General features: G+C 72.5%; 8 protein-coding genes. 5 read left to right on the top strand and 3 right to left on the bottom strand.

Annotated elements, in window-relative coordinates:
* Nucleotides 1-159: 159 nt before the first annotated feature.
* Together ACFXB5_RS10115 and ACFXB5_RS10110 are read right to left on the bottom strand one after the other, a co-directional pair.
* Nucleotides 160-648 (bottom strand): SUKH-3 domain-containing protein, encoded by a 489-nt coding sequence (locus ACFXB5_RS10115; RefSeq protein WP_385204846.1) that lies wholly within the window; start codon nucleotides 646-648, stop codon nucleotides 160-162.
* 89 nt (nucleotides 649-737) lie between these two features.
* On the bottom strand, nucleotides 738-1,259 hold the full coding sequence (locus tag ACFXB5_RS10110) for a YwqJ-related putative deaminase (protein ID WP_385204830.1): 522 nt from the start codon (nucleotides 1,257-1,259) through the stop codon (nucleotides 738-740).
* Nucleotides 1,260-1,455: 196 nt separating this feature from the next.
* Here ACFXB5_RS10110 and ACFXB5_RS10105 point away from each other — a divergent pair, with 196 nt between their 5' ends.
* The 3 genes from ACFXB5_RS10105 to ACFXB5_RS10095 all read left to right on the top strand — a co-directional run bounded on the left by ACFXB5_RS10105 (nucleotide 1,456) and on the right by ACFXB5_RS10095 (nucleotide 6,612).
* The gene (locus ACFXB5_RS10105; RefSeq protein ID WP_385204827.1) at nucleotides 1,456-2,433 is read left to right on the top strand and encodes an HNH endonuclease; all 978 of its coding nucleotides are present in this window, start codon (nucleotides 1,456-1,458) and stop codon (nucleotides 2,431-2,433) included.
* 5 nt (nucleotides 2,434-2,438) lie between these two features.
* Nucleotides 2,439-5,426, top strand: a complete 2,988-nt coding sequence (locus tag ACFXB5_RS10100; protein WP_385204824.1) for an SUKH-4 family immunity protein — start codon at nucleotides 2,439-2,441, stop codon at nucleotides 5,424-5,426.
* 265 nt (nucleotides 5,427-5,691) lie between these two features.
* A complete protein-coding gene (locus ACFXB5_RS10095) occupies nucleotides 5,692-6,612 on the top strand; it encodes a cellulose-binding protein (protein ID WP_385204821.1) in 921 nt (306 codons plus the stop codon).
* 201 nt (nucleotides 6,613-6,813) lie between these two features.
* Here the strand turns inward: ACFXB5_RS10095 and ACFXB5_RS10090 are convergent, their stop codons facing one another.
* Nucleotides 6,814-8,424, bottom strand: a complete 1,611-nt coding sequence (locus ACFXB5_RS10090; RefSeq protein WP_385204819.1) for an MFS transporter — start codon at nucleotides 8,422-8,424, stop codon at nucleotides 6,814-6,816.
* Nucleotides 8,425-8,870: 446 nt separating this feature from the next.
* Here ACFXB5_RS10090 and ACFXB5_RS10085 point away from each other — a divergent pair, with 446 nt between their 5' ends.
* The gene (locus ACFXB5_RS10085; protein WP_385204816.1) at nucleotides 8,871-9,659 is read left to right on the top strand and encodes an ABC transporter ATP-binding protein; all 789 of its coding nucleotides are present in this window, start codon (nucleotides 8,871-8,873) and stop codon (nucleotides 9,657-9,659) included.
* Nucleotides 9,656-12,226 (top strand): ABC transporter permease, encoded by a 2,571-nt coding sequence (locus ACFXB5_RS10080; RefSeq protein WP_385204813.1) that lies wholly within the window; start codon nucleotides 9,656-9,658, stop codon nucleotides 12,224-12,226. The genes ACFXB5_RS10085 and ACFXB5_RS10080 overlap by 4 nt, the downstream gene beginning before the upstream one ends.
* Nucleotides 12,227-12,517: the final 291 nt, after the last annotated feature.

Here is a 12,517-nt window from a genome sequence, read left to right as displayed (position 1 = left end):
ATATCGACACAGCCGCGGCGGAGCCGCACATCGACACAGCCCCGCGCCCCTTCGGGGCGCCTCAGCGCGGCAGGAGCACCTTCCGGCGGTAGCCGGGGCGCTGTGACAGGTGTCGCGTGCCGTGACGATCCGCCGGGCAGGGCCTGATGTCGACGCGGTTTACGCGCGGGTCAGCCTGGCCGGGAGCGCGCCCGTGACGAGGGTGCTGAGGGCGGCGTCCAGGGTGGGGCCGAGGTACCAGTCCCCGGTGTGGTCGAGGCTGTAGACCCGTCCTTCCGCGTCGATGGTCAGCACCGCCTGCCCGTCGGCCTCCTCGCCCAGCGGGCTGACCTCGGTTTCCAGGGCCCGGCCCAGATCGCCGAGGGTGCGGGCGAGGTGGAGGCCGAGCAGGGGGTCGATACGGAACGGGGTCGGGGCGATCTCGCGGCCCGCGCCGGGCGGCTGGATGTGCAGCCCGCCGAACTCCGCCCATGCCTCGACCGCCGCCGGGAAGACGGCGTGCCGGTGGCCCGCGGGGGAGGTGTGGGCGCGCAGGGTGTCGGCCCAGACCTCGGCGCGCCGCATGTCCCAGTGGCCGGGCTGCCAGCCCGCCGCGCGCAGGGCGGCGTCGACGGCGACGGGGAAGCGGGTGACGTCCAAGCGGTCGATCGGCTGCCGGGCCGGGCGTGTCGGCTGCCGCGGGTCTCCCGGCGGGGCCTGGGCCGTCTGTGGTGCTTGTGGTGCTTGATGTGCCTGGTTCACGTGCTCTCACCCACCACCCGTACGCCGAAATGGGCCAGCAGCGCGGCGCAGGACAGACAGGGCGGGGCATAGCTGCCGTGCTGCGGGTCGCCCGCCTCCCGGATCCGGCGAGTGGTGAGTTTGGCCTGTTTGAGGGAGCGGCGGGCCTCACCCTGGGTGAGCGGTTTGCGGGAGGCGCGCTTGGATCGGCCGGCTTCGACGCTCGCCAGATGGCGGGAGAGCAGGATCACTTCGGGGCAGCGGCCGGTGAATCGTTCCCGCTGGCCGCTGGCGAGCGCGTCGAGGAATTCCCGCACCAGCGGATGGAGCGTCGGCGGCTGGTCGGCCTTGCCCCCGGTGCAGGTCAGCGTCTCGCCGCGGACGGACAGCGCGGCCGGGAGGGCGGGCTGGTTGCGGACGCGGCGGTGGTGGAGCGGCGGTGGGCCGGCGTCGGGGTCGACGCTGCTCCATCTCAGCCGGGGGTCGCCGGCCGCGGGGGTGGCGCCGTCGCCGCCTCCGTTGCTCTGCGTGATGTGCATGTGGTGGATCCCTCCCTGTGCAATCCCCCGGTTGCAATGATCAGATTGCCAAATCCCGCGGGCGCTGCGGTAGTCCGGGCCTGAACGACCTGGTGGGGAGCGAGAGGCCCCTGGGGGCGGGTGGCCGCCCGGTTCGGCCGGTTGCGTCACCGCATAGGCTGTGCCCAGTAGCCAGCATCAGCAGGGGGCAACCGCCATGACGACAGGTCGGCTCGGTCAGCATGCCGCGCCACCGAACACGGCCTACGCCGGGCAGGTCGTGCACTTCCCGGATCCGGTCCGGGCCGCTCGCCACCCCAAGGGTGTCCGCGTGGACGAAAACGGCTTTCCGGACTTCTCGCCGTATGCGCGCGCGGCCGCCGAAATCGCCGAGCCCCCGGAGGGGTTCGGCGTCGACGAGCTCCGGCTGACGGACTACGTCTCGGCGAACGCGGCGCTGCACGCCGCCGGCCACGAGCTGTGGAACGAGGCGTCGGCGGTGGCCACCCCGCACGGCTGGACCTGGCACCACGTCGTCGGCACCCGGCGCATGGAGCTGATACCGGTCGAGGTCAAGGCGCTGCTGCGGCACCACGGAGGGCTCGCCACGGCGCAGGTCGACCAGGAGAAGCGGGGCACCCGCCCGCTGCAGGAGACCCGGCCGATGCATGTGGGCCTGCCGCTGCGGGGCATCTCCGTCACCGAGGAGCAGGTGCTCGGCGTCGAGGAGGACCTCGGCTACCGGTTGCCCGACGCCTACCGCGCCTTCCTCAAGGCGGCGGGCGGCTGCGCGCCGGTCGGCACGGCGCTCGACCCGGAGCTGGGGCTGCTGATCGACCAGCCCTTCTTCACGGTGCGCGACGAGGCGGCGGTCAATGACCTCGTCTATATCAACAAGTGTCTGCGGGACCACTTCACCAAGGACTATCTGGGCGTCGGCTTCGTCCAGGGCGGGGTGATCGCGGTCAAGGTGAAGGGTGACGCGATCGGCTCGGTGTGGTTCTGTGCGTATGACGACGCGCGGGACCGTGACGGCTGGACGGTCCAGGAGCGGGTGGAGCGGCTGTTGCTGCCGTGCGGCGACGACTTCGACGCCTTCCTGCTCCGGCTGGCGGGCAATCCGCCGGAACTGGAGACCGTGGCGAACCTGATGGTGGACGGTGGATTCGCGTACGCCGTCCCGGTGGAGGGGTGAGCGCGATGGTGACCTTCGCACAGGCGCAGGAACGCGCGGAACTCTGGATCAACGGCGATGTGCCCGCCTATCAGCAGCGCGAGGCGCGGGTCCGGGAGTTCGACCTGGGCTTCGTGGTCTGGGCCGAGGACCGCCCGGACGGGCCGGTCTCGGGCCACGGGGCCGAGGGCACGCGGATGGTGATCGCCCGCGACAGCGGCGAGACCACGCTGTGGCCGGGGCTGCCGGTGGGCGAGGTGATCCGCCGTTACGAGGAGCGGTACGGCACGACCGACGGCTCCCGCGACGAGTCCACCACCGGACGACAGCAGCGCATCGACCTGAACGCGACGTCCTTCCTGCTCACTCCGCCGGAGTGGCTGCAGGAGGCGGCGGACGCGATGAGCAGCCGGTCCGAGGGGAGGCTGGACCTTCCCGAGCAGCGGGCGGGGGCGCAGCCGGGCGGGAGCGCGCCGGATGCCGCCGCCGGGTCCGCCGGGTCCGCTGGTTCCGCTTCTGGTTCCGCTTCGGTTCCGAGTCCTTCCGGGCCTCCTGCTCCGCCCGCTCCTTTGGCCGCTGGGTCCGCTTCAGCTCCCTTGCCGCCGGAGGACAACTGGCCGTCGGCCGGTGGGCCGGGGTCCGGGGCGCCGGGACACCGGGCCCCGGGCAGGGACGACTGGCCGTCGGACGGCGGGGCGCGGAGCGCAGGGCCGGGCGCGCCGCACAGCGCGCCGGGGGCTCCGCCCGCGCCCGTTCCGGGTGCGCCTGCTCACGGTGCGCCTGCTCACGGTGCGCCTGTTCCGGGTGCCCCCGGGGACCGGGGCGGGGCCGTGGACGACTGGCCGTCCGACGGTGTCGCGCGTCCGCTCGCGGGCGACCGGCCGCAGGACGGCCCGCCCGCGCCGGGTGCCCCTGCCGCGCCGGGTGCCCCGTCCGGCGGTGACGGCTGGCGGAACGCGCCGCAGCCGCCCCCGCCCGGTGGGGCCGGCCCGTGGGCCCCGCCCACGCCGGGCGCCGGTACGCCCTCCTCCGGGGGCCAGGCCGACAACGCGGCCGCGCCCGGCGCTACGCCGTGGGCCGGTACGGACATCAAGGGCGACGATGACGACGACCGCTCGGTCGCCCCGCCCGCCACGGTCTTCGCCCCGCCGCTCGCGGGCTCCGACGACGAGGACACCCCGGCGCCGGGCATACGGCCGGACGCCAAGACCGAGTTGATGTCCGGCGGAAGCGCGCTGCCGTCAACGGCCATCGCCCCGTCCCTCGACTTCCCGGGGCAGCAGGGCGGCCCCGGCGCCGGTCCGGGTGCCAATCGCAACGCGAGCGACATCGCGGACGCCGCCACCCGAAAGGCGGGCGGCGGTCCGACGCCTCCGCCGCCCGGTGCTCCGGGGACGCCGGGTGCGCCCGGTGCGCCTGGCGCCCGGCCGGGTGCGGACTCCACGCCTCCGCCGCCCGCGCCGTCCGGGCCCGGTGCCCCCGGCGCTCCGGCCGGAGGGTACGTACCGACGCAGCTGGTCTCGCAGCTCGACTCCGACAGCCTCGGCGGCGCCCCACAGCCTCCTGGCGCTCCTGGCGCTCCGGGCGCTCCTGGCGCTCCTGGTGTTCCTGGTGGGCAGGGTGGTGGGCAGACGCCGCCTCCGCCTGGTGCTCCGGGTACGCCCGGTGGCGGGGTGCACGCCGCCGCGACGATGCTCGCGGGTGGTCCGGGTGTGCCCGGCCAGACCCCGCCCCCCGGCACCCCGCATCCGCCCGGTGCTCCCGGCGCTCCGGGCCAGGGTGCCCCGTCCGGCCCGCAGCCGCCCGGCCCACCCGGTGTCCCTGGTGCGGGTGGTCCGCACACGCCGCCGCCCCCGCCGGGCGCGGCCGGGCCGCCGTACCCGGGCGGACCCGGTGCCCCTGGCGCGCCGGGTGGCCCCGGTATGCCTCCGCCCGCCGGCGCTCCCGTTCAGGGGATGGCGCCGCCTCCGGGCACGCCCGCGCCGGGGATGGCGCCGCAGCCCGGCTATGCGTATCCGCCGCCGCCCCCCGGTCAGCCGACCGTGGGACCGGGCTATATGGCGGTGCTGCGCTACCGCGCCCAGGACGGCTCGGAGCAGCAGCTGATCCGCCGTTCGGCGCCCGGGACCCCGCATCCGGAGTGGCAGATCCTGCATGAGCTGCGGGCGATGAACGTCCCGCCGCAGCAGGTGCTGGAGCTCCACACCGAGCTGGAGTCCTGTGATCTGCCCGGCGGCTACTGCGCCCGGATGATCCGGGAGAGCTGGCCGCAGGTGCGGATCAGCCACACCGCTCCGTACGGACGCGATCACGCCACCCGGCAGCAGGGCGTACGTCATCTGCTGGAGCACCAGGGCGAGCTGCACCAGGTGGCGGACGGACCGGCCCGTCCGGCGCCGAACCGGGTGCCGCTGCCGCACCCCAGCCAGGTGCAGCCGATCCCGCCGGTGCCGCCGGAGGGGCTGGCGCATGAGCTGGGCCAGGCGTTCGGGCCGCAGGGCATCGTCCGCTTCGACCAGCGCGCGGTGTCGCGGATGGGCGTTCCGGAGGTGGTGGCGCAGACGCTGGTATGGGCGGGGCTGCCGCTGGACTTCGGTCCGTTCTTCTGGGCGCAGGCCCACGCGGGCCGCCCGGTGCCGACGCTGGCGGAGCTGGCGGCGGAGCGCGGGGTGCAGTCCGCGCCGGACGCGGGTTCGTACCTGGTCATGGGCAATGACTTCGGCCGTCAGCTGTGTGTGCAGTACGGCACGGCGAACATCGTGGCGGTGCCGCTGGAGGCGACGCCCCAGCCGACCCCGCCGCAGTTCGTGAACACCGGGCTGCCGGAGTTCGTGCGGTGCATGGCGCTGCTGGGCCGGATGTGGCGGCTGCGGTACGGGCTGACGCCGGACCAGGCGGGCCGTTGGACCGTGGACTTCCAGGCGCAGCTCGCGGGTCTGGACCCGGCGGCGCTGTCCGCGCCGGACAACTGGTGGGCGGTGCTGCTGGAGCAGATGTGGGACGGCCTGCTGTAAGCCCGTTGTGAGCCCGCCCGCGCGGCCGTTGTGAGCCCGCCCGCGCGGCCCTGACCGCGCGCCACCGAACGAACCGCGCGACCGAAGAACGAATGGCGATCGAGGCGCCCGACCCCCGTGACGGGGGCGGGCGCCTCGTCGTTGTTGTCACCGGCGGCGCTCCCGGCCGCGGATATGGGCGGAGTGTCGCGTTATGGGGATGAGAGGCCATCTATAAAGATGTGCGCCGAAGCGCGTTGCATACCGGACAAAAGGGGTTCCAAGGATGGGCGCATCGGTGTCACGTCATGGCTTCACCATCGTCGGCGGACGGGGCCGTGGCTACCGTCCCGCGCAGGTCGACCACTATGTGGCCAGCCTGTCCGAAGCGCGGGACGCGGCGTGGGAGCGCGCCGCGCGCCTCACCGTGCTGGCCAATGAGCTGAGCGCCGAGGCGGAGCGGCTGCGCGAGGTGATCTCCCAGCTGGCCCCCCAGACCTATGAGTCCCTCGGCGACCGGGCCCAGCTGATCCTGATGGCGGCCGAGGAGGAGGTCGGCTGTCTGCGGGCGGCGGCCGAGGCGACGGCGCAGGAGGAGTGGGAGGCCGCGCAGGCCGTGGCCCGTACGGTGCGGGACGCCGCCCGCGACGAGGCCGAGCTGGTCCACGAGGCCGCCGAGGCGGCGGCGCGCGCCACCTTGGAGTCGGCCCAGGTGGATGTGGACGAGCTGCGGGCCGTCTCGCGCCAGGACGCCAAGGAGTGGCGGGCCCAGGCGCTGGCGGAGCTGAAGGAGATGCGGCAGCGCACCGCCGGGATCCTGGCCGAGCAGGAGCGGGAGCACGCCGAGCGGTGGGACGCGGCGGGCCGCGAACTGGCCGAGCGGGACAACGCGATGACGGCCCGGCTGGCCCAGCTGGAGGAGTACGCCCAGGCGGGGCTCGCCGACGCCAAGCGGGAGTACGGGATGGCCGAGCAGGCCGCGCGGCTGCGGCAGGAGGACGCGCAGGCGCAGGCGGCGGAGATCATCGCCCAGGCGCGGGCCCGGGAGGAGCGGCTGGCGCGGGAGACGGAGCGGACGCTGCGCGAGCATGTGGAGCGGCGCGAGGAGCTCAAGGCGCATCTGGAGCATGTGCGCGGCAGCCTGGCGGCGCTGACCGGCAAGCCGGTGGCGGAGGACGCGGCGGCGGCCCCGCACCACGAGTCCTGAACCCACCGCCCGGCACCGAGAAGCCGGCCGCTGACCGGCTGGCACCGATGGCCGCCGGGGGCCCAGGTGCCGACGGGCCACCGAGGGGCCACCGAGGGGCCCATGCACCGGCGGGCTATCGAGGGACCAGGTGCCGACGAGCCGCCGCCGGCCCGCGTCCGGCCCGCGCACCCGCAGGCCGCGGCCGCAGCCGCCCGCCGTTCAGGCTTCCGCGTCCGCCTCCGCGTCCGCCTCCGCCTCCGCCTCCGTCTCCGTACGGACCGGAAAGCGGCGCGGGGCGAGGAACACCAGGGCCAGCAGCGCCAGCAGTGCCGCCGTGGCCGAGCCCAGGTAGACGTGGTCGACGGCCGTGTCCACGGCCCGTCGCAGATAGTCGGCCGCCTGGTCGGTGAGGGCGCCGGGGTGCTCCAGGGCGCGTGAGACCGAGTCCAGGTCGTCGGGCAGCCCGGGCCGGATGGCGTCGGGCGCCTCGGTGAGCCGGGAGGCCAGCGTCGCGTTGGCGACGGCGCCGAAGAGGGCCGCCCCGACGCTCTGGCCGACCTGGCGGCAGAAGAGGATCGAGGCGGTGGCGGTGCCGCGCTCGGCCCATCCGACGGACGACTGCACCCCGATGATCAGCGGTAGCTGGAAGAGTCCGAGCGCGCCCCCGAGCAGCAGCATGATCAGCGCGGGTTGCCAGGCGGCGCCCGGGTAGGGGAGGAGCGGGAAGGTGGCCAGGACCAGCGTGGCGGCCGTCATCCCGGTGATGGCGCAGCGCCGGAAGCCGACGCGGTTGTAGACGCGGCTGCTGAGCGCGGCCGCGATCGGCCAGCTCAGCGTCATCGTGGACAGTACGAACCCGGCCGGTATCGGTCCGAGCCCCAGCACCGACTGGGCGTAGGTGGGCAGGAAGACGGTCGGGGCGATCATCAGCAGGCCGAGCGCGGCGAAGGCGATGTTGACCGCCGAGATGGTGCGGCGGTGCCAGACCCAGCCGGGGATGATCGGTTCGGCGGCGTGCCGTTCGATCCATACGGTGGCCGCGGCGCACACCGCGGCGCCGCCGAGCATGGTGAGCGAGGGCGCGGACAGCCAGCTCCAGGCCACTCCGCCCTGGACGAGGGCGGTCAGCAGCAGCCCGCCGCTGAGGAACACGCCGAGCGCCCCGGCCCAGTCGACCCGGGGGCGGCTCTCCCGGTGCCGCCGTGGTTCGTTCAGATGGCGGGCGATCAGGATGAACGCCAGGGCGCCGACCGGCAGATTGATGAGGAAGATCCACCGCCAGTCGGCGTATCCGGCGAGCATTCCGCCGATCGCGGGGCCGGCCACGGAGGAGAGCGCCCACACCGAGGAGAGCCTGGCCTGGATCTTCGGGCGCTCCTTGAGCGGGTAGAGGTCGGCGGCGACGACCTGGATGGTGCCCTGGAGCGCCCCGCCGCCCAGCCCCTGGACGACCCGGAAGGCGATGAGGGAGGCCATGTTCCAGGCCCCGGCGCACAGCAGCGAGCCGATGACGAAGAGCACGACGCCGGCGAGCAGGATGGGCTTGCGGCCGAAGGTGTCGGAGAGCTTTCCGTACAGCGGCAGGGAGACGGTGACGGCGAGCAGATAGCCGGAGAAGAGCCAGGAGAAGACGGAGAAGCCGCCGAGGTCGCCGACGATCTGCGGGACGGCGGTGGAGATGATGGTCGAGTCCAGCGCGGCCAGCGACATGCCGAGCATCAGGGCGGCGACGACGGGGCGGCGGTGGCTGGGGGTGGGGGTCTGGGAGTGGAGCTGGGATGCGGGGGGCCTGGGGTCCGCGTCCATCGGCCGTCGTGCGGTGCCGCCCACGGTGGCGCGCTCCCTCCGCCGGTACGCGCCGGCACGTATCCCTGTTGTTCGTACGACGGACTCGCGTGCGCACGATTCTTGTACGACCCACGATTCCATGCCGGAGCAGGCTCGCGGAAGAACGCATCCGGGCTGTCCAGACGGCCCGGGTTGAGCCTGACGTGGCGGGAGGGTGCAGCATCGACCCCGAGTCCGGGGTCAGACCCAGGACTCACTCCCCTAGGGGATGCCCACCCTGTACTCCTACTCCCGGTTCGTCCGGGCGGATGAGGAGCCTGTCGTCCCCACTTCATAAGGTTGCTACGGGCTGCGCGACCGAGGGGGTGGGGCTAGCCCTACCGCTAAGAGGGAGTCATTCCCCATCGCGGAGGTTCCCGGATCGCGGCAGTCTTATTGCGGCGATCGCGGAACAGAGATCGCCGATCGGACATCGAAGGAGAAAGACCGTGACAACGGCTGTATCGATTCCCAGGACCGGGGGCAGCGGAGGACATACGGCCGTCGCCGCCCGAGCACGTCAGGTCGTCAAGGCGTACGGCTCCGGGGAGACCCGGGTGGTCGCGCTGGACCATGTGGACGTGGACATCGCGCGGGGGCAGTACACCGCGATCATGGGCCCGTCCGGCTCCGGCAAGTCGACCCTGATGCACTGCCTGGCCGGTCTGGACACCGTCAGCTCCGGGCAGATCTTCATCGATGAGACCGAGATCACCAAGCTGAAGGACAAGAAGCTCACCAAGCTGCGCCGGGATCGGATCGGCTTCATCTTCCAGGCGTTCAACCTGCTGCCCACGCTCAGCGCGATCGAGAACATCACGCTGCCGATGGACATCGCGGGCCGCAAGCCCGACCGGGCCTGGATGGACCGGGTGGTGGAGACCGTGGGTCTGTCCGGCCGGCTCAAGCACCGTCCGAACCAGCTCTCCGGCGGTCAGCAGCAGCGCGTCGCCGTGGCCCGCGCCCTCGCCGCCCGCCCCGAGATCATCTTCGGTGACGAGCCGACCGGAAACCTGGACTCGCGGGCCGGTGCCGAGGTGCTGGGCTTCCTCAAGCGGTCGGTGGACGAGCTGGGCCAGACCATCGTGATGGTCACCCATGACCCGGTCGCCGCCTCCTACGCCAACCGGGTGCTGTACCTGGCCGACGGCCGGATCGTCGACGAGATGTACAACCCGACGGCCGATCTGGTCCTGGAGCGCATGAAGCACTTCGACGCGCGAGGACGGACGTCATGACCGTCCTCAAGACCTCACTGCGCAACTTCGTCGCCCACAAGGGGCGGATGGCGCTGTCCGCGATCGCCGTGCTGCTTTCGGTGGCGTTCGTCTGCGGCACGCTCGTCTTCACCGACACCACCAACGCCACGTTCGACAAGCTCTTCGCGAGCACGGCCTCCGATGTCACGGTCAGCCCCAAGGGTGTCAGCGACAAGGACACCCGGCAGGGCCGGATCCGTACCCTGCCCGGTTCGGAGCTGGCGCGGCTGAAGCAGGTGGACGGCGTCAAGTCGGTGCTGGGCGACGTCACCAGCCAGTCGATCACCGCCGCCGACCGCGACGACAACAGCATCGGCGCGGACACCGGCGCCCCGACCATCGGCACCAACTGGGACCCGACCGAGAAGCGCTCGGTCGAGATCACCTCCGGCCACGCGCCACGCGGCCCGACCGAGATCATGGTCGACGCCGACACCGCCAAGAACAAGAAGCTGAAGCTGGGCGACGAGGTGCGGATCATCGCCATCCCGGGCGAGTTCCGCGCGAAGATCGTCGGCATTGCCACGTTCCAGGTGACCAACCCCGGCGCCACGCTGATCTACATGGACACCGACACCGCGCAGCGCAAGCTGCTCGGCGCCCCCGGGGTCTACTCCAGCTACTCGCTCACCGCCCAGGCGGGCGTCAGCCACGACCAGCTGAAGAAGAACGTCCTCGCGGACCTCGGCACCGGGGTCAAGGTGCAGACGAAGGCCGAGTCCAGCAAGGAGGCCGAGAACGACATCGGCTCGTTCCTGGACGTGATGAAGTACGCGATGCTCGGCTTCGCCGGGATCGCCGTCCTGGTCGGCATCTTCCTGATCGTCAACACCTTCTCGATGCTGGTCGCCCAGCGCACCCGTGAGATCGGCCTGATGCGGGCCATCGGCTCCAGCCGGAAGCAGATCAACCGGTCGGTGCTGATCGAGGCGCTGCTGCTCGGCGTCATCGGCTCGATCCTCGGTGTCCTCGGCGGCGTCGGCCTCGCGGTCGGCCTGATGAAGATCATGGGCAGCGCGGGGCTCCACCTGAGCACCGACCAGCTGACGGTGAAGGCCACCACGCCCATCGTGGGCATCGGTATCGGCGTCGTCGTCACCGTCATCGCGGCGTACATCCCCGCCCGCCGGGCCGGGAAGATCTCCCCGATGGCGGCCCTGCGCGACGCGGGCACCCCGGCGGACAGCAGGGCCGGATGGATCCGCGGCGCGATCGGCACCCTGCTCACCGCGGGCGGCGCGGCCTCCCTGGTGGTCGCGGGGAACGCGGACAAGGCGGTCGACGGCTCGATGTTCCTGGGCCTCGGCGTGGTGCTGACGCTCATCGGCTTCATCGTCATCGGCCCGCTGCTGGCCGGTCTGGTGGTCCGGGTACTGGCCACCGTCGTCCTGCGGATCTTCGGCCCGGTCGGCCGGCTGGCCGAGCGCAACGCGCTGCGCAACCCGCGGCGCACCGGCGCCACCGGCGCGGCCCTGATGATCGGCCTGGCGCTGGTCGCCTGTCTGTCGGTGGTGGGCTCCTCGATGGTCGCCTCGGCCACCGACGAACTGGACAAGTCGGTGGGCGCGGACTTCATCATCCAGTCCGACACCGGCCAGCCGATCACCAAGGGGATCGCGGACGCGGTGCGCCAGGCCAAGGGCCTGAAGCACATCAGCGAGGCCAAGGACATCGAGGGCACCAAGCTCACCCTGCCCGACGGCAAGACGGTCACCAAGGACCTCTCGGCCGCAAGCCCGACGTACGCCGACGACCTGCGCACCCCGGTCGTCGAGGGCGACCTGTCCGCCGCGTACGGCAAGGACGCCATGTCGGTGCCCGAGGGCTTCGCCAAGGACCACAAGGTGAAGAAGGGCGACACCCTCACCGTCGCCTTCAAGGAGGGCCGCACCGCCAAGCTGACCGTCGCCGCGATCACCTCGGACGACGTCAGCCTCGACAAGGGCGCGCTGTACCTCAACATCGCCACCGTCGAGAATTATGTGCCCGCCAAGCTGATCCCGGCGGACGTCATGATGCTGGCGCAGGCCAAGGACGGCCAGGAGAAGCAGGCGTACGCCTCGCTCAAGTCCCAGCTGCACCACTACCCGTCGGTGAAGGTGCGCGACCAGACCGACTACAAGAAGGAGGTCAAGGACCAGGTCGGTCAGCTGCTCAACCTGGTCTACGGCCTGCTGGCGCTCGCGATCATCGTCGCCGTCCTCGGCGTGGTGAACACCCTGGCCCTCTCGGTCGTCGAGCGGACCCGCGAGATCGGCCTGATGCGCGCCATCGGCGTCTCCCGCCGCCAGATGCGCCGCATGATCCGCCTGGAGTCCGTGGTCATCGCCCTCTTCGGGGCCCTGCTGGGCCTCGGGCTCGGCATGGGCTGGGGCACCACGGCCCAGAAGCTGCTGGCGCTCGAGGGTCTGAAGACCCTGGAGATCCCGTGGCCGACGATCATCACGGTCTTCATCGGCTCCGCCGTCGTGGGCCTGATCGCGGCCCTGGTCCCGGCCTTCCGGGCGGCGCGGATGAACGTCCTGAACGCGATCGCCACGGAATAGCAGAGCCAACGGGGGAAATGAGGCCCGCTGCCCCTCCACGGAGGGAGGGGCAGAAGGGCGACCGGCCCGGTGTGCGACGGGGGAGCGCACCGGGCCGGTCGGGTGTTCCGATGTGAAACTGCGAGAATCGAGGCCGACTTCGTGGAGACAGGCGCTCGGGTCAGCCTATCGGGTCAGTGATCTGCGCGGTGTCCCTTGTGCCGTCGGGGTTGGTCCACTGACAGATCGCCCCGACGACATTGATCGGGATGACTATGCCTCCAGAGGCCCGGCATTCGGCCTTGGTGAGCG

It is taken from the genome of Streptomyces sp. NPDC059455 (genome assembly GCF_042750115.1).
GTDB lineage: Bacteria > Actinomycetota > Actinomycetes > Streptomycetales > Streptomycetaceae > Streptomyces > Streptomyces endocoffeicus.
Note: the sequence above shows the minus strand (reverse complement) of the source record. Positions and strands in the feature narration are given on the sequence as shown.